The 17,659-nt window shown below is 57.2% G+C and carries 17 protein-coding genes; all 17 read right to left on the bottom strand.

Going from position 1 to position 17,659, the window contains the following annotated elements; all coding sequences use genetic code 11:
• Positions 1–4: 4 nt before the first annotated feature.
• The 17 genes from P2T68_RS00860 to yidC all read right to left on the bottom strand — a co-directional run bounded on the left by P2T68_RS00860 (position 5) and on the right by yidC (position 17,657).
• On the bottom strand, positions 5–772 hold the full coding sequence (locus P2T68_RS00860) for a DeoR family transcriptional regulator (RefSeq protein WP_024078249.1): 768 nt from the start codon (positions 770–772) through the stop codon (positions 5–7).
• Positions 773–999: 227 nt separating this feature from the next.
• A complete protein-coding gene (gene glmU / locus P2T68_RS00865) occupies positions 1,000–2,367 on the bottom strand; it encodes a bifunctional UDP-N-acetylglucosamine diphosphorylase/glucosamine-1-phosphate N-acetyltransferase GlmU (RefSeq protein ID WP_277378913.1) in 1,368 nt (455 codons plus the stop codon).
• A 123-nt stretch (positions 2,368–2,490) separates the two neighbouring features.
• Positions 2,491–2,907, bottom strand: coding sequence for a F0F1 ATP synthase subunit epsilon (locus P2T68_RS00870; RefSeq protein WP_024078251.1), 417 nt, complete (start codon positions 2,905–2,907; stop codon positions 2,491–2,493).
• 44 nt (positions 2,908–2,951) lie between these two features.
• Positions 2,952–4,328: a F0F1 ATP synthase subunit beta gene (gene atpD, locus P2T68_RS00875; protein ID WP_024078252.1), complete on the bottom strand. Its 1,377-nt coding sequence runs from the start codon at positions 4,326–4,328 to the stop codon at positions 2,952–2,954.
• A gap of 27 nt (positions 4,329–4,355) precedes the next feature.
• Entirely contained in the window at positions 4,356–5,216 is an 861-nt protein-coding gene (gene atpG / locus P2T68_RS00880; RefSeq protein ID WP_003233565.1) for a F0F1 ATP synthase subunit gamma, read from the bottom strand.
• Positions 5,217–5,266: 50 nt separating this feature from the next.
• A complete protein-coding gene (gene atpA / locus P2T68_RS00885) occupies positions 5,267–6,811 on the bottom strand; it encodes a F0F1 ATP synthase subunit alpha (RefSeq protein WP_003177064.1) in 1,545 nt (514 codons plus the stop codon).
• A 21-nt stretch (positions 6,812–6,832) separates the two neighbouring features.
• Positions 6,833–7,369, bottom strand: a complete 537-nt coding sequence (locus tag P2T68_RS00890) for a F0F1 ATP synthase subunit delta (RefSeq protein ID WP_053258794.1) — start codon at positions 7,367–7,369, stop codon at positions 6,833–6,835.
• Positions 7,370–7,381: 12 nt separating this feature from the next.
• Positions 7,382–7,852 (bottom strand): F0F1 ATP synthase subunit B, encoded by a 471-nt coding sequence (locus P2T68_RS00895; RefSeq protein ID WP_015886647.1) that lies wholly within the window; start codon positions 7,850–7,852, stop codon positions 7,382–7,384.
• Positions 7,853–7,909: 57 nt separating this feature from the next.
• A complete protein-coding gene (gene atpE / locus P2T68_RS00900; protein WP_002555987.1) occupies positions 7,910–8,167 on the bottom strand; it encodes a F0F1 ATP synthase subunit C in 258 nt (85 codons plus the stop codon).
• A 133-nt stretch (positions 8,168–8,300) separates the two neighbouring features.
• The gene (gene atpB / locus P2T68_RS00905; protein WP_024078254.1) at positions 8,301–9,170 is read right to left on the bottom strand and encodes a F0F1 ATP synthase subunit A; all 870 of its coding nucleotides are present in this window, start codon (positions 9,168–9,170) and stop codon (positions 8,301–8,303) included.
• A gap of 16 nt (positions 9,171–9,186) precedes the next feature.
• On the bottom strand, positions 9,187–9,594 hold the full coding sequence (locus tag P2T68_RS00910; protein ID WP_024078255.1) for a F0F1 ATP synthase subunit I: 408 nt from the start codon (positions 9,592–9,594) through the stop codon (positions 9,187–9,189).
• 148 nt (positions 9,595–9,742) lie between these two features.
• A complete protein-coding gene (locus tag P2T68_RS00915; protein WP_024078256.1) occupies positions 9,743–10,615 on the bottom strand; it encodes a ParB/RepB/Spo0J family partition protein in 873 nt (290 codons plus the stop codon).
• Between the two features lie 9 nt (positions 10,616–10,624).
• Positions 10,625–11,422 (bottom strand): ParA family protein, encoded by a 798-nt coding sequence (locus P2T68_RS00920; RefSeq protein WP_015886651.1) that lies wholly within the window; start codon positions 11,420–11,422, stop codon positions 10,625–10,627.
• An 18-nt stretch (positions 11,423–11,440) separates the two neighbouring features.
• Complete coding sequence (gene rsmG / locus P2T68_RS00925; RefSeq protein ID WP_277378914.1) at positions 11,441–12,085, bottom strand: 16S rRNA (guanine(527)-N(7))-methyltransferase RsmG; 645 nt, start codon at positions 12,083–12,085, stop codon at positions 11,441–11,443.
• The gene (gene mnmG, locus P2T68_RS00930; protein ID WP_025854394.1) at positions 12,082–13,974 is read right to left on the bottom strand and encodes a tRNA uridine-5-carboxymethylaminomethyl(34) synthesis enzyme MnmG; all 1,893 of its coding nucleotides are present in this window, start codon (positions 13,972–13,974) and stop codon (positions 12,082–12,084) included. The genes rsmG and mnmG overlap by 4 nt, the downstream gene beginning before the upstream one ends.
• Positions 13,975–14,524: 550 nt before the next feature.
• Positions 14,525–15,895 carry a tRNA uridine-5-carboxymethylaminomethyl(34) synthesis GTPase MnmE gene (gene mnmE, locus P2T68_RS00935; RefSeq protein ID WP_277378915.1) on the bottom strand — a complete coding sequence of 457 codons (1,371 nt, stop codon included), beginning with the start codon at positions 15,893–15,895 and terminating at the stop codon, positions 14,525–14,527.
• A 79-nt stretch (positions 15,896–15,974) separates the two neighbouring features.
• Positions 15,975–17,657, bottom strand: coding sequence for a membrane protein insertase YidC (yidC, locus tag P2T68_RS00940; protein WP_024078260.1), 1,683 nt, complete (start codon positions 17,655–17,657; stop codon positions 15,975–15,977).
• Positions 17,658–17,659: the final 2 nt, after the last annotated feature.

Below are 17,659 nucleotides of genomic sequence, written 5' to 3' on the forward strand. Positions count from 1 at the left end.
TCTCCTAGATGATTGCCGCGCATATCAGCGTAATGCCGCGGGCTTGGATCTGGTCGCGGGCCTCGAGCGGCAGGCGATCATCGGTAATAAGGGTATGGACGCTGCTCCAGGGCAGTTCCAGGTTGGGAATCTTGCGGCCGATCTTGTCGGATTCGACCATCACCACCACTTCCCGGGCGACTTCGGCCATCACGCGGCTCAGGCCCAGCAATTCATTAAAGGTGGTGGTACCGCGCTGCAGATCGATGCCGTCGGCACCGATGAACAGTTGATCAAAGTCGTAGGACCGCAACACCTGCTCGGCGACTTGCCCCTGGAACGAGTCCGAATGGGGGTCCCAGGTGCCGCCGGTCATCAACAGCACCGGCTCGTGTTCCAGTTCGCTCAAGGCGCTGGCCACGTGCAGGGAGTTGGTCATCACCACCAGGCCGGGCTGATGGCCCAGTTCGGGGATCATGGCGGCGGTGGTGCTGCCGCTGTCGATGATGATGCGGGCGTGTTCGCGCAGACGCATCACGGCGGCACGGGCGATAGCGCGCTTGTAGGCCGAGATGGGCTGGGCCGGATCACCGACCAGTTCCTGGGGCATGGTGATTGCGCCGCCGTAGCGACGCAGCAACAGGCCGTTGCTTTCGAGGGCGGCCAGGTCCTTGCGGATGGTCACTTCCGAGGTTTCGAAACGCTTGGCCAGTTCGTCCACGCTGACTTCGCCCTGTTCATTGAGCAACGTCAGGATGTTGTGGCGTCGTTGGGGTGTATTTCGTTTCGACATGGTAATGATAAGTTTCGTTTCGAAAGATAACGAAGGTAATCAAAACCTATTGGCAAGATATCGTCAAGCGTCGGGAACAGATTTTTCGAACAACACACGACAAATGTGGGAGGGGGCTTGCCCCGATTGCGGTAGATCAGTCGACTAAAACATCGACTGAAAATCCGCCATCGGGGGCAAGCCCCCTCCCACATTTGGATAGCACTGCTGATGAGGCTGTGGATAACTCAGGTCTTTTTGATTTTGACCGGACGCTTCCATCCGTCAATGTTGCGTTGGCGGGCGCGGGCTACGGCCAGTTGGGACTTATCCACATCCTGATTGATGGTGGAACCGGCAGCGGTGTTCGAGCCATCTCCGATGGTTACAGGTGCAACCAACGAATTATTGGAGCCTATAAACACATCCTCACCAATAGTCGTCTGATACTTGTTGGCACCGTCGTAGTTGCAGGTGATGGTGCCGGCGCCGATGTTGGTCCGCGCACCGATCACCGCATCGCCCAGGTACGTTAAGTGGCCGGCCTTGGCGCCTTCGCCCAGATGGGCATTTTTCAATTCGACAAAGTTACCCACATGGGCCTTGGCTCCCAACACGCTGCCCGGACGCAACCGTGCAAACGGACCCGCATCACTGCTCTCGCCCATCACGGCACCGTCGATATGACTATTGGCCTTGATCACCACGCCTTTGCGCAGGGTGCTGTCCTTGATCACGCAGTTCGGGCCGATCACCACGTCGTCTTCGATGATCACGCGGCCTTCGAGGATGACGTTGATATCGATCAGCACGTCGCGGCCCACGGTGACTTCACCACGTACATCAAAACGCGCCGGGTCGCGCAGGGTCACGCCCTGGGCCATCAGGCGGCGGCCTTCACGCAGTTGGTAGTGACGTTCGAGCTCTGCAAGCTGCTTGCGGTCGTTGGCGCCTTGCACTTCCATAGGGTCGTGGGGCTGCTCGGTGGCGACCAGCAGGCCATCGCTGACAGCCATTTCGATCACGTCAGTGAGGTAGTACTCGCCCTGGGCGTTGTTGTTGGACAAACGGCTCATCCAATCCGCGAGCTTATTGGCAGGGACCGCAAGAATACCGGTGTTGCCTTCGGTAATGGCGCGCTGGGCTTCGCTGGCGTCCTTGTGCTCGACGATGGCCGCGACCTTACCGTCCGTGTTACGCACGATGCGCCCGTAGCCGGTAGGGTCATCCAGCTCTACGGTGAGCAGGCCCATCTGGCCAGGTACTACATGCTTGAGCAGGCGTTGCAGGGTTTCGACTTCGATCAGCGGCACATCGCCGTAGAGGATCAGCACGGTGTCGGCTGTGATGAAAGGCACGGCTTGGGCGGTGGCGTGACCGGTCCCCAGTTGCTTGTCTTGCAGAACGAAATTCAGGTCATCCGCGGCCAGGCGCTCACGCACCACATCAGCACCATGGCCGATCACCACGTGGATACGTTGTGGGTCCAACTGCCGGGCACTGTGGATAACATGCCCGAGCATGGAGTTACCCGCGACGGGGTGCAGCACCTTGGGCAATGCCGAACGCATGCGGGTGCCCTGGCCTGCGGCGAGAATGACGATTTCAAGAGACATGAATGGCTACCAATCCTGGGCGGTCCGGCTTCAGACCAGAGAAGTGTTTTGCTAAAAAAGAAAAAGGGTAGCCGAGGCTACCCTTTTTAATCAATCGCGCATGAAGCATGACGGCGTGGCCGCTTACTTCTTGCGGATCTGCTGGAGCGTGCGCAGCTGAGCTGCAGCCTCGGCCAGACGTACAGCAGCAGCGCTGTAGTCGAAGTCCGCACCTTTCTCGTGCAGGGCCTTCTCGGCAGCCTTGACGGCTTCCTGAGCAGAAGCTTCGTCCAGGTCGCCAGCACGTTGCACGGTGTCGGCAAGTACCTTGACCATGTTCGGCTGAACCTCGAGGAAACCACCGGAGATGTAGAACACCTCCTTTTCCCCGCCTTGCTTGGTCAGCGTAATCGGACCTGGCTTCAAGCTGGTGATCAATGGCGCGTGGCCCATGGCAATACCCAGGTCACCGAGTTCGCCGTGTGCAATCACCATTTCTACCAGACCGGAGAAGATTTCCCCTTCCGCGCTGACGATATCGCAATGGACTGTCATAGCCATCTGATTGCCTCAACCTGATGAGCGCCCGTTGCCGGGCGCCGGGATTACAGTTTCTTGGCTTTCTCGATCGCTTCTTCGATGCCGCCGACCATGTAGAACGCTTGTTCTGGCAGGTGGTCGTAGTCACCGTTGAGGATGCCTTTGAAGCCAGCAATGGTGTCTTTCAGGGAAACGTATTTACCCGAGGCACCGGTGAAGACTTCAGCCACGAAGAACGGCTGCGACAAGAAGCGCTGGATCTTACGAGCGCGGGATACCAACTGCTTGTCGGTTTCCGACAGTTCGTCCATACCCAGGATCGCAATGATGTCCTTCAGTTCTTTGTAACGCTGCAGCACGTACTGAACGCCGCGAGCGGTGTCGTAGTGCTCCTGGCCGATCACGTTCGGGTCCAGTTGGCGCGAAGTCGAGTCGAGTGGATCGACCGCTGGGTAGATACCCAGGGAAGCGATGTCACGGGACAGTACGACGGTGGCGTCCAAGTGGGCGAAGGTGGTCGCAGGCGACGGGTCGGTCAAGTCATCCGCAGGTACGTATACCGCTTGGATCGAGGTGATCGAACCTTCCTTGGTCGAAGTGATACGTTCTTGCAGAACGCCCATCTCTTCAGCCAGGGTCGGCTGGTAGCCTACTGCCGAAGGCATACGGCCCAGCAGTGCGGATACTTCAGTACCGGCCAAGGTGTAACGATAGATGTTGTCGACGAACAGCAGAACGTCGTTACCTTCGTCACGGAACTTCTCGGCCATGGTCAGGCCAGTCAGGGCTACGCGCAGACGGTTTCCCGGCGGCTCGTTCATCTGACCGTAAACCAGTGCCACTTTGTCCAGAACGTTGGAGTCCTTCATCTCGTGGTAGAAGTCGTTACCCTCACGAGTACGCTCACCCACACCGGCGAACACGGAATAACCGCTGTGCTCGATGGCGATGTTACGGATCAGTTCCATCATGTTTACGGTCTTGCCTACACCGGCACCACCGAACAGACCGACTTTACCGCCCTTGGCGAACGGGCAAACCAGGTCGATAACCTTGATGCCGGTTTCCAGCAGGTCGTTGCCGCCAGCTTGTTCCGCGAACGAAGGTGCTGGACGGTGAATGCCCCAGCGCTCTTCGGTGTCGATCGGGCCAGCTTCGTCAATCGGGTTACCCAGTACGTCCATGATCCGGCCCAGGGTCGCTTTACCGACCGGTACGGAGATGGCAGCGCCAGAGTCGACAACGTCCAGACCGCGCTTCAAGCCTTCGGTAGAACCCATCGCAATGGTACGAACTACGCCGTCGCCCAGCTGCTGCTGAACTTCCAGGGTAGTTTCCGCGCCTTGTACTTTCAGCGCGTTGTAGATGCTCGGTACGCTGTCGCGTGGAAATTCCACGTCGATAACGGCGCCGATGATTTGAACGATACGTCCGCTACTCATAGCTGGATCCTCTGAATATTTGAACCGTTAAACCGCGGCAGCGCCGCCGACGATTTCCGAGATCTCTTGGGTGATCGCAGCCTGACGCGCCTTGTTGTAGATCAGCTGCAAATCGCTGATCAGATCACCGGCGTTATCGGTAGCGTTTTTCATCGCGATCATCCGCGCCGCTTGTTCAGCTGCGTTGTTCTCGACCACCGCCTGGTACACCTGCGACTCCACGTAGCGCACCATCAAGCCGTCAAGCAGCTCTTTGGCGTCTGGTTCGTAGAGGTAGTCCCAGTGGTGCTTGAGTTCCTGATCCGGGGTCGCCACCAGTGGGATCAATTGCTCCACGGTTGGCTGCTGGGTCATGGTGTTGATGAACTTGTTGGATACCACGGACAGGCGGTCAATCCGGCCCTCCAGGTACGCATCCAGCATCACCTTCACACTGCCGATCAGATCATTGATCGACGGTTCTTCACCCAGGTGGCTGATAGCTGCAACGACGTTACCGCCGAAGTTACGGAAAAAGGCCGCACCCTTGCTACCAACGACACACAGATCGATCTCGACGCCGTTTTCGCGGTTTACCGCCATGTCCTTGACCAGGGCCTTGAACAGGTTGGTATTCAAACCACCGCACAAACCACGGTCACTGCTCACTACCACATAACCCACACGCTTGACTGCGCGGTCGATCATGAACGGGTGGCGGTATTCCGGGTTGGCGTTGGCCAGATGCCCAATTACCTGGCGGATACGCTCCGCATAAGGACGGCTAGCAGCCATGCGCATTTGTGCCTTGCGCATTTTGCTGACCGCCACTTTTTCCATGGCGCTGGTAATTTTTTGCGTGCTTTTGATGCTCGCAATCTTACTGCGAATCTCTTTTGCGCCTGCCATGTAACACCTATCAGGTTAGCAAGCGGGAGCCTTGCGGCTCCCGCTGCGGCTTACCAGGTTTGGGTGGCCTTGAACTTCTCGATACCGGCTTTCATGCCAGCGTCGATATCGTCATTGAAGTCACCCTTCACGTTGATCTTCGCCATCAATTCGGCGTGATCGCGGTTGAAGTAAGCAATCAGCGCTTGTTCAAAGCTGCCGACCTTGGCGATTTCAACGTCGGTCAGGAACCCACGCTCAGCGGCATACAGCGACAACGCCATGTCAGCGATCGACATTGGGGCGTATTGCTTCTGCTTCATCAGCTCGGTAACGCGCTGACCATGCTCAAGTTGCTTACGGGTCGCTTCGTCCAGGTCAGAAGCGAACTGGGCGAATGCCGCCAGTTCACGGTACTGAGCCAGAGCGGTACGGATACCACCGGAGAGCTTCTTGATGATCTTGGTCTGAGCGGCACCACCCACACGGGATACCGAAACACCGGCGTTCACTGCAGGGCGAATGCCCGAGTTGAACATGGCCGATTCCAGGAAGATCTGACCGTCGGTGATGGAAATCACGTTGGTCGGAACGAACGCGGAAACGTCGCCAGCCTGGGTTTCGATGATCGGCAATGCGGTCAGGGAACCGGTTTTGCCGGTCACTGCGCCGTTGGTGAACTTCTCTACGTATTCTTCCGAAACGCGGGATGCGCGCTCCAGCAGACGGGAGTGGAGATAGAACACGTCGCCTGGGTAAGCTTCACGGCCTGGTGGACGGCGCAGCAGCAGGGAAATCTGGCGGTAAGCCACTGCTTGCTTGGACAGATCGTCATAAACGATCAGCGCGTCTTCACCGCGGTCGCGGAAGAATTCACCCATGGTGCAACCGGAGTACGGTGCCAGGAATTGCAGCGCAGGAGATTCCGAAGCACTGGCAGCCACGATGATCGTGTTGGCCAGGGCGCCGTTTTCTTCCAGCTTGCGAACCACGTTGGCGATGGTCGATTGCTTCTGACCAATGGCTACGTAGACGCAGAAAATGCCGCTGTTCTTCTGGTTGATGATCGCGTCGATCGCCAGAGCGGTTTTACCGATCTGACGGTCACCGATGATCAGCTCACGCTGGCCACGGCCGACAGGGATCATGGCATCGACAGCCTTGTAGCCAGTCTGTACAGGCTGGTCTACCGACTTACGCCAGATCACGCCTGGAGCAACTTTCTCGACCGCATCGGTCTCGGTGTTGCCCAGTGGACCTTTACCGTCAACAGGGTTACCCAGTGCGTCGACTACGCGACCCAGCAGTTCCTTACCAACCGGAACCTCCAGGATGCGGCCGGTGCACTTGGCGCTCATGCCTTCAGCCAGACTGGTGTACGCACCCAATACAACGGCACCTACGGAGTCTTGCTCCAGGTTGAGGGCCATACCGTAGACGCCGCCCGGAAACTCGATCATCTCGCCGTACATGACGTCGGCCAGACCGTGAATCCGCACGATACCGTCAGATACGCTGACGACAGTGCCTTCGTTACGGGCTTGGGAGGTCACATCGAGCTTGTCGATGCGGCCCTTGATAATTTCACTTATTTCGGAAGGATTGAGTTGCTGCATTGCTCTGCTGCCCCTTCAAACTCAAGATTTCAATGCTTCGGCAAGTTTCGCGATTTTGCCGCGAATCGAGCCATCGATAACCAGGTCGCCGGCGCGGATAACGACACCACCAATCAGGGATGCGTCCTCCGTAGCTTGCAGGCGCACTTCCCGATTGAGTCGTGCACTGAGAACCTTGGCGAGTTTGTCTTGCTGTTCTTGGTTCAATGCAAAAGCACTGGTCACTTCAACGTCTACCGATTTCTCCGCTTCGGCCTTGTACAGGTCGAACAGAGCGGCAATCTCCGGCAGTAGCGGGAGACGGTCGTTTTCGGCAACGACGTGGATGAAGTTCTGCACTTTCACATCAAACTTGTCGCCGCACACTTCAATAAAAGTGGCGGCCTTGTCTGCGCTCGTCAGGCGCGGGGCCTTGAGCACGCGCTGCATGGTGTCATCTTGCGACACTGCTGCAGCCAGGCCGAGCATGGCTGACCAAGAGGCCAGCTGCTGGTGGGCCTGGGCGTGCTCGAAGGCTGCCTTAGCATAAGGTCGGGCCAACGTGGTCAGTTCTGCCATGATCGCCCTCGCTTAAATTTCAGCAGCCAGTTTGTTAACCAGCTCCGCGTGCGCGTTTTGATCGATTGTGGCACCGAGGATCTTCTCAGCACCGCCGACCGCCAGAGCACCCAGTTGGGCACGCAGCGCGTCTTTGACGCCGTTCAGTTCCTGTTCGATCTCGGCATGAGCCGAAGCCTTCACACGGTCAGCTTCGACGCGGGCTTTTTCAACAGCCTCTTCGACGATCTGGTTGCCGCGCTTCTTGGCTTGCTCAATGATTTCAGCTGCCTGTGCTTTAGCATCGCGCAGTTGATGACCCACTTTCTCTTGGGCCAACTCCAGGTCGCGAGCTGCACGGCTGGCAGCGTCCAAACCATCAGCGATCTTCTTCTGACGTTCGTGCAAAGCCGCGATGACCGGAGGCCACACGAACTTCATGCAAAACACTACAAAAATGAAGAACGCAACGGATTGGCCAATCAGGGTTGCATTAATGTTCACGCCAACACCTCGCTCATTCGTTGTCCATCACCCCAATCAACTCGAAAATTCGAGTGATTAGCCAGCGAGTTGACCAACGAAGGGGTTCGCGAAGGTGAAGAACAGAGCGATACCAACGCCGATCATGGTTACGGCGTCGAGCAGGCCGGCAACGATGAACATTTTAACTTGCAGCATTGGGACCATTTCTGGCTGACGCGCTGCGCCTTCCAGGAATTTGCCGCCCAGCAGGCCGAAACCAATGGCAGTACCCAGGGCGCCCAGGCCGATCAACAGTGCAACAGCGATAGCGGTTAGACCAACTACAGTTTCCATCTTTCCTCCCGACTTTTACGTCGTATGGTTTAGGTTTTTTAGATTTTAAAGCGGTAAAACAAATCGTTTCATAGCCCTTTCAGGCCACCTTCCCGTTTCACCGGGAAGGACATCAGACTAGTCGAGACTGGTCTTAATGGTTCTCTTCGTGCGCCATCGACAGGTAGACGATGGTCAGCATCATGAAGATAAACGCCTGCAGGGTGATGATCAGGATGTGGAACACAGCCCACGCCCACTGCAGAACAACGCCCAAGCCGCTAAGCCAGAGCAGACCACTGCCGAACATCACAGCGATCAGAATGAATACCAGCTCGCCGGCATACATGTTGCCGAACAGTCGCAGTGCCAGGGAAATCGGCTTGGCGACCAGGGTTACGAATTCCAGCAGGAAGTTCACCGGGATCAGCAGGGCTTGAACGAAGATGTTCTTGCTGCCGAACGGGTGCAGGGTCAGTTCGCCGATGAAGCCGCCGATGCCCTTGACCTTGATGCTGTAGAAAATGATCAACGCGAACACCGACAGGGCCATGCCCAGGGTGGCGTTAGGATCCGTGGTGGAAACCGCACGGAATGGAATGTGGTGATCGCCGGAAATCAGGATGGCCAGTTGAGGAATCCAATCGACCGGTACCAGGTCGACGGCGTTCATCAGGAACACCCAGACGAAGATGGTCAGTGCCAGCGGTGCAATCACTGGGCTACGGCCATGGAAGCTGTCTTTCACGCTGCCATCGACGAATTCGACCAATACTTCAACGAAGTTCTGCAAGGCACCCGGCTGACCGGAGGTCGCCTTCTTTGCCGCCATGCGGAAAATCAGGACGAAGATCAGACCCAATGCGACCGACCAGCCCAGAGTATCCAGGTGGAAAGCCCAAAAGCCCATTTCCTTGGCTTCTGCTGCGGTGTGGGCGAAGCCCCAGCCGCCGTTGGGAAGCTGACCAAAGGTCAGGTTCTGCAAGTGGTGCTGGATATAGCCCGAAGCGGTTGTTTCTGCCATGGTTGCCTCAAACGCCCTAAGGTTTCGAAAGTCTTGTTTTCATTAGCAGGGGAGCGAACCAGCTGACCAGTTGGGTCAACACGAAGACGCCGAATACAGCCAGCGGCGCCAATGGCTTCACACCTGCAAAGGTCAGTGCAAACAGCACTGCCGTCAAAATCAGTTTCCCCGCCTCGCCGGCATAAAAAGACCGGACGATGGCCTGGGCTGCTCGGGCGCCGGAAAACCGAAAGGCCCTGTGAGCAAAATACATATTGGGCAGCAAGGCTATCAGGCCTCCGCAGAGTCCTGAATACCCGGCTACGACTCCATGCCAGTACCAAAGCGCCAATGCGGCGATCAGCACCATGACAAATTGAGCCAATAAAACCGGGAAAACGGCCAAGCGATGGAACGGCAACGTGTTTGGCGTGCGGGTTTCCATCACTCTTGCTCCTCAATGGTCGGCTGCCGGAAATCAATAACTTGGCATAATTTGTGCCGACAAAATGCGCGCAGAGTATAGGGGCGGTTCTGCCCCTATTCAACTGCCGGGTAGTGATTTCCGATCACGCGCTACATAAGCAAATGTTTCAGCGAATGTGGGCAAGGACGCCCTGAAGCTCATCGAGCGAGTTATATCCGATGACCAATTGGCCTTTGCCTTTCTTGCCATGGCGAATTTGCACCGCAGAGCCCAGGCGCTCGGCCAGGCGCTGCTCGAGACGCGCGATATCCGGATCAGGTTTGGCCGTTTCGACCGGTGCAGGTTTGCCACTGAGCCACTGGCGAACCAGGGCTTCAGTCTGACGAACGGTGAGACCTCGTGCGACAACGTGTCGCGCCCCTTCAACTTGTTGATTTTCCGGTAAACCGAGCAAAGCGCGGGCATGACCCATTTCCAGATCGCCATGGGAAAGCATCGTCTTGATGACTTCCGGCAGAGCGATCAGGCGCAACAAGTTGGAGACCGTGACGCGGGATTTACCCACCGCCTCGGCCACTTGTTGCTGGGTCAGCTGGAATTCCTGCTGCAAACGCTGCAGGGCGATCGCTTCTTCGATCGGATTGAGGTCTTCTCGCTGGATGTTCTCGATCAACGCCATGGCGATGGCAGTTTCATCCGAGACATCGCGCACCATCGCCGGGATGGTTTCCTTGCCGGCCTGCTGGCTGGCGCGCCAGCGGCGTTCACCGGCAATGATTTCGAAGCGGCCACCACCAATCGGGCGTACCACGATCGGCTGCATCACGCCCTGAGCCTTGATCGAATTGGCCAGCTCTTCAAGCGCTTGGGGGTCCATGTCCCGCCGTGGCTGGTATTTACCGCGCTGGATCAGGTCCAGCGGCAGGTGTTGCAGCTCACGCTCGTCGGCCTGCACCGCTTGTTCTTCAAGGGTCGTGACAGTCGGACCACTCAGGAGCGCATCCAGTCCACGTCCGAGACCTCGTTTCTTGACGGCCATGGGGATTCCTTAAGTTGGCTGGGCTGCAGCAGTGCGTGAATTGCGGCGTTGGCGACGAACCATCTCGCCGGCCAGGGCCAGGTAGGCAATCGCACCACGCGATGTTTTGTCGTATGCCAAAGCCGGCATGCCGTAGCTTGGCGCTTCGGCCAGACGGATATTGCGCGGGATCACGGTGTCGTACAGTTGCTCGCCAAAGTGTTCCTTGAGCTGCGCCGAAACATCGTTCATCAGGCTCAAGCGCGGGTCGAACATGGTCCGCAGCAAGCCTTCGATCTGCAGGTTCGGGTTCAGCAACTCGGCGATACGCTTGATGTTATCCACAAGGTCGCTCAACCCTTCCAGTGCGTAGTACTCGCACTGCATGGGGATAATTACCCCATCGGCAGCCACCAAAGCGTTGAGCGTGAGCATCGACAGCGACGGCGGACAGTCGATCAGGATGTAGTCGTAATTCTCGCGGATCGGCGCCAAGGCACTGCGCAAGCGGCTTTCTTTCATCTGCATTTCCAACAGCACGACTTCCGCCGCGGTCAAATCGCGGTTGGCCGGCAGCAGTTGATAACCGCCATGCTCGGAGTAGTGCATGGCCTGGGCGAGGTCGCACTCACCAATCAGCAAGTCGTAGACCGAGTTTTCCAGGCCGTGTTTATCCACACCGCTACCCATGGTGGCGTTGCCCTGTGGATCGAGATCGATCAACAGCACCCGGCGCTTTGTCGCGACCAGGGATGCTGCGAGGTTGATGCAGGTGGTGGTTTTGCCCACGCCACCTTTCTGGTTCGCTATCGCGAATACCTTAGCCATTCTTGCTTGTGTTCCCAATCATGCCGTGCGGCGCAGTATCAGCAGATGGCGTTGGCCTTGGCAACCGGGTACGGCCAAGGCGTGTTCGCTATCGAGGTGGAAGTCTGCCGGCAATGCTAACAGCTCGTCGCTTGGATGAACGCCCTTCATTGCCAGCCAACGGGTTTCGCGGTCGCCCAGGTAGCGGGTCCAGTTGCAGAAGTTCTCCATGCTGCTGAATGCCCGGGAAACAATTCCGTTGAAAGGCTGCTCAGGCGTGAAGGCTTCAACGCGACTGTGGATAACTTGCAGGTTATCCAGCTTGAGTTCGAGTTTGACCTGGGTCAGGAAGCGGGTTTTCTTGCCGTTGCTGTCCAGGCAGGTCACTTGGGACTCGGGAAACAGGATGGCCAACGGGATGCCCGGCATGCCGCCGCCACTGCCAACGTCCAACCAGCGACCATTTTCGATGAATGGCATCACGCTCAAGCTGTCGAGCAAGTGACGGGACACCATTTCGTCGGGATCACGCACGGCGGTCAGGTTGTAAGCCTTGTTCCATTTGATCAACAGGGCCAGGTAGCCCAACAGCAATTCGTGCTGGACCGGGGTCAGGTCGACGCCCAACTGGTGTGCACCTGTGGATAACTCTTCGGCGTGTTGCGAGGTGACCAACGAACTCAAGCGCTTTGCTCCAACTGACGGCCCGCGCCGCGTTTTTTCAAATGAATCATCAACAGCGAAATCGCTGCCGGGGTGACGCCGGGGATACGTGAAGCCTGGCCCAGGGTCTCCGGCCGAGTTATCCCCAGCTTGCTTTGGATTTCTTTCGACAACCCGGAAATCCCGGTGTAATCGATATCCACAGGCAGCTTGGTGTCTTCACTGGCGCGCAAGCGGGCGATCTCGTCCTGCTGGCGGTCAATGTAACCGGCGTATTTGGTCTTGATTTCGACCTGCTCGGCGACCTGCGGATCTTCTGCGCCCTGCCCGGTCACTTCGACCAGACCAGCGTAGTCGATTTCCGGACGGGACAGCAGGTTCAGCAAGTTGTATTCGTGGGTCAGCGGCGTGCCGAATTTTTCAGCAATCGCATCGCCCTGCTCGGTGCCCGGGCGGACCCAGGTGCTTTTCAGGCGCTGCTCTTCCAACGCGATGCTTTCGCGTTTTTTGCAGAAGGCTGCCCAGCGTGCGTCATCGACCAGGCCCAGTTCGCGACCTTTTTCGGTCAGGCGCAGGTCGGCGTTGTCTTCGCGCAGGATCAGGCGATATTCCGCCCGGGACGTGAACATCCGGTACGGTTCCTGGGTGCCCAGGGTAATCAGGTCATCGACCAATACGCCGATGTACGCTTCATCGCGGCGTGGGCACCAGCTGTCTTTGCCCTGTGCACGCAACGCGGCATTGGTCCCGGCCAGCAAACCTTGGGCGCCGGCTTCTTCGTAGCCAGTGGTGCCGTTGATTTGTCCGGCAAAGAACAAACCGCCGATCACTTTGGTTTCCAGGCTGTACTTCAGGTCACGCGGGTCGAAGTAGTCGTACTCGATGGCGTAGCCCGGGCGCACGATGTGTGCGTTTTCCATGCCGCGAATCGATTGCACGATCTGGATTTGCACATCGAACGGCAAGGAAGTGGAAATCCCGTTCGGGTACAGCTCATGAGTGGTCAGGCCTTCGGGTTCGATGAAGACCTGGTGGCTTTCCTTGTCGGCAAAGCGGTGGATCTTGTCTTCGATCGACGGGCAATACCGTGGACCGATGCCTTCGATCACCCCGGAGTACATCGGCGAACGGTCGAGGTTCGCGGCAATGATTTCGTGGGTGCGGGCATTGGTGTGGGTGATCCAGCAGCTCACCTGTTTCGGGTGCTGTTCTTTGGAGCCCATGAACGACATGACCGGGATCGGTGTATCGCCGGCTTGCTCGGTCATCACAGAGAAATCCACGGACCGCCCGTCGATACGCGGCGGGGTCCCGGTTTTCAGGCGACCGACACGCAGCGGCAATTCACGCAGGCGCTTTGCCAACGCAATCGACGGCGGATCACCGGCGCGGCCGCCGGAATAGTTCTGCATGCCGATGTGGATAAGTCCGCCGAGGAAGGTACCGGTGGTCAACACCACGGATTCCGCGAAGAAACGCAGGCCCATCTGGGTGACGACACCGCGTACCTGGTCTTGCTCGACGATCAAGTCATCGGCGGCCTGTTGAAATATCCACAGGTTCGGCTGGTTTTCCAGGGTTTCGCGAACCGCTGCTTTGTACAGGATGCGGTCGGCTTGAGCCCGTGTGGCACGCACGGCCGGGCCTTTACGGCTATTGAGCACGCGAAATTGAATGCCACCCTTGTCGGTAGCCATGGCCATCACGCCGCCAAGGGCGTCGATTTCCTTGACCAGATGGCTTTTGCCGATCCCACCGATGGCAGGGTTGCAACTCATCGCACCGAGGGTTTCCACGTTGTGCGTCAGCAACAGGGTTTTTACGCCCATGCGTGCTGACGCCAGTGCTGCCTCGGTACCGGCATGACCGCCGCCGATGACGATCACTTCAAAACGGGAAGGGAAATCCACCACGCACCTCGTGCCTGCTTATGTAGGTAATTAGGAATTGATTGGTTGAGCTGGTTTTAGAGCTTTGGCGGCAAGTATAGGGACTTAGCCCTCCCTAAAGAACCCTTTGCACAAAATTTAACCAGCTGTGGATGAATCACAGACAATAGAAATTAAAAGAGAGAAGTTTATTAAATCTTTGTTTTTATGTTTATTTCTACTGAGGCACCTTTCTGTGGATAGATCTCTACAGGCCTTTATTTTCGTTATGTACAGCGCTTTAAAAGTCTGTGGTCATGTGCCCATGAGGGGCTTGGATAAGTGCTTTAAGCCTGTGGATTAAACAGGTGGTTATCCACAGGCGGGTTTTAGCCCAGGTTTCGAGCCCTGTTATCAACCGAGCACAGGGGCGGTTATTCACAGGGCTTAATCCACAGAAATGGGAGCACTGAAGCAAATTGCGCGCACGCGGAGGCCACCCACGACCTGGTTATGCATAGAGAAAGGAGGAAATCGGGGTACGCGAAAGAAACAGACAGGCGCGAATGGCCTGCCTATAGAAAACGAAAGACTATTTACCGATGCAGAAGCTGGAAAAAATCCGTCCCAGCAAATCATCCGAGCTGAATGCCCCCGTGATTTCGCCCAACAGCTGTTGGGCCTGGCGTAGATCCTCAGCCAGCAGCTCCCCTGCCCCCGCCAAGGTCAGCTGTGCCCGACCGTGTTCCAAGGCCGCGCTGGCATGACGCAACGCCTCCAGGTGCCTGCGGCGAGCGCTGAAGCTGCTTTCTGAAGTCTGTTCGTAACCCATGCAGGCCTTGAGGTGGTCACGCAGCAGCTCCAGGCCGTCCCCGGCCGACTTCGCACTCAGACTTATGGTGACGTGGCCATCGTCACTGGTTTCCATGGCAATGGCTTCCCCTGTGAGGTCAGCCTTATTGCGGATCAAGGTGACTTTGGCCGGGTCTGGCCGTTGTTCAAGGAATTCCGGCCACAGCGCAAAAGGATCAACAGCTTCAGGTGCGGTGGCATCCACCACCAGCAGCACCCGATCCGCTTCGCCGATGGCCTTGAGCGCCCGTTCTACGCCGATCTTTTCCACCTGGTCGTCCGTATCACGCAGCCCGGCGGTATCGACCACATGCAAGGGCATACCGTCGATGTGGATATGTTCGCGCAGGATGTCCCGTGTGGTACCGGCAATCTCGGTGACGATCGCCGCTTCACGCCCCGCCAGGGCATTGAGCAAGCTGGATTTACCGGCATTGGGTCGACCGGCAATCACCACGGTCATGCCGTCACGCAGCAAGGCGCCTTGCCCGGCTTCGCGCAGTACTGTGGATAATTCGTCGCGGACCTTGTCCAGCATCGCCAATACATGGCCATCGGCAAGGAAGTCGATTTCCTCTTCCGGAAAATCAATCGCCGCTTCCACGTAGATACGCAGGCTGATCAGTTGCTCGGTCAAGTTATGCACACGCAGGGAAAACGCCCCCTGCAGCGAGCGCAATGCATTGCGCGCAGCCTGTGCAGAACTGGCCTCGATCAAGTCGGCTATCGCTTCGGCCTGCGCTAGGTCGAGCTTGTCGTTGAGGAATGCCCGCTCGCTGAATTCTCCCGGGCGCGCCAGGCGACAACCCAGTTGCAGGCAGCGTTGCAGCAACATATCCAGGACGATCGGGCCACCGTGTCCTTGCAATTCAAGGACATCTTCGCCGGTAAAGGAATTAGGGCCTGGGAAATAAAGTGCCAAGCCTTCGTCCAATACCCCGTTATCCACATCCAGGAAGGGGCCGTAATGGGCGTAGCGAGGCTTGAGTTCACGACCACTGATGGCTTTGGCGGCAATGCCGGCGAGCGGCCCGGAAATTCGAACGATACCGACACCGCCGCGACCTTGAGCAGTAGCGACAGCAGCGATGGTTTCACGAGGAGCGCTCATCAGCAGGTTCCAGAACAAAAGTGACGGAAAGCAAAACGCCCCACTAGGGGGCGTCTTGAGTGGTTATCCACAGAGTAAGTTACGCCGCGGCTTTTTTGGTAGCCGCTTCGATCTTACGTGTGATGTACCACTGTTGAGAGATCGACAACACGTTGTTGACCACCCAGTACAGCACCAGGCCAGCTGGGAACCACAGGAAGAAGAAGGTGAAGATGATTGGCATCATTTTCATTACCTTGGCCTGCATCGGATCCGGCGGCGTTGGGTTCAAGCGCTGCTGGATAAACATGGTCGCGCCCATGATGATCGGCAGGATAAAGAACGGGTCTTTGATCGACAGGTCAGTTATCCACAGCATGAACGGAGCCTGGCGCATTTCCACGCTTTCCAGGAGTACCCAGTACAGCGAAAGGAATACCGGCATTTGTACCAGAATCGGCAAGCATCCACCCAGCGGGTTGATCTTCTCTTTCTTGTACAACTCCATCATGGCCTGCGACATTTTCTGCCGGTCGTCACCATGTTGTTCTTTCAGCGCGGCCAATTTAGGGGCCACGGCACGCATGCGCGCCATCGACTTGTAGCTGGCGGCCGACAGTGGGAAGAAGATCCCCTTGATCAGCATCGTCAGGAAGATGATCGAGAAGCCCCAGTTGCCGACGATGCTGTGGATATGTTGCAGCAGCCAGAAGATCGGCTGGGCAATAAACCACAGGATGCCGTAATCCACAGTCAGTTCCAGGCCTGGGGATAACTCTTTCAGTACTGCCTGGCTTTTCGGGCCGGCATACAAGGTAGCGCTGGTTTCAGCCTTGGCGCCTGGAGCGACGGTCAACGCCGGGCCAGTAAAGCCAATGATGTAGTTGCCCTGGCTGTCCTTGCGGGTTTGCACCAGGTTGGCTTCACCCTTGTTCGGAATCCATGCGGTCACGAAGTAGTGTTGCAGCCAGGCAACCCAGCCACCTTGAACGGTTTCTTTCAGCGCGCCCTTGTCGATATCTTTCATCGACACTTTTTTGTACGGCTCGTTACTTGTCCACAGGGCGGCGCCCAGGTAAGTCGCGGTGCCGGTGGCGGTGCTGGAAGACGGATCGGAACTGCCATCACGCTTGAGCTGGGCAAACAGGTTGCCGCTCCACGGTTTGTCGCTTTCGTTGTCGATCAGGTAAGTGACCTTCAAGTCGTACAAACCACGGGTGAAGCTGAAACGCTTGATGTAGTTGACGCCATCGAGGCTGAATTTCAGGTCAACGTTCAACTGGTTTTGGCCATCAGCCAGTTGATAAGTCTTCTGTTCGGTCGAATAAACCGGACGACCGGTAGCACGAGCATCCGGACCGTTGGTGCCAGTCAGGCCGCTTTGTGCCAGATAAACGCGTTCGCCGCCGTTATCGAACAGCTGGAACGGAACATCCGGATGGTCTTGGCGACGTGGATAAAGCGGCAGCTTCAGCTGGGCGATATCACCACCTTGTGGATCGATAGCCAGGTCGAGCACATCCGTTTTGACGTGGATGAGGTCTTTATTGGTGACTACTGGCGTTTCTACAGGGGCGCTTGTCTCGCCATTCGCGCTGGGAACATCGGCACTCGCGGACGCATTGTTACCCAGCGGGGTGTCCGGAATAGCCGGCGCAGCCTGATTGGTAGCAACATTCTGAGTCGGCAGGGCAGCTTGGCCATAGTCCTGGTTCCACTTAAGAACCATGACGTAGGACACGATTGCCAGGGCGACGATCAGGATCGTGCGTTTAATATCCATGA

The organism is Pseudomonas sp. G11, from assembly GCF_029457515.1.
Taxonomy (GTDB): domain Bacteria; phylum Pseudomonadota; class Gammaproteobacteria; order Pseudomonadales; family Pseudomonadaceae; genus Aquipseudomonas; species Aquipseudomonas gorinensis.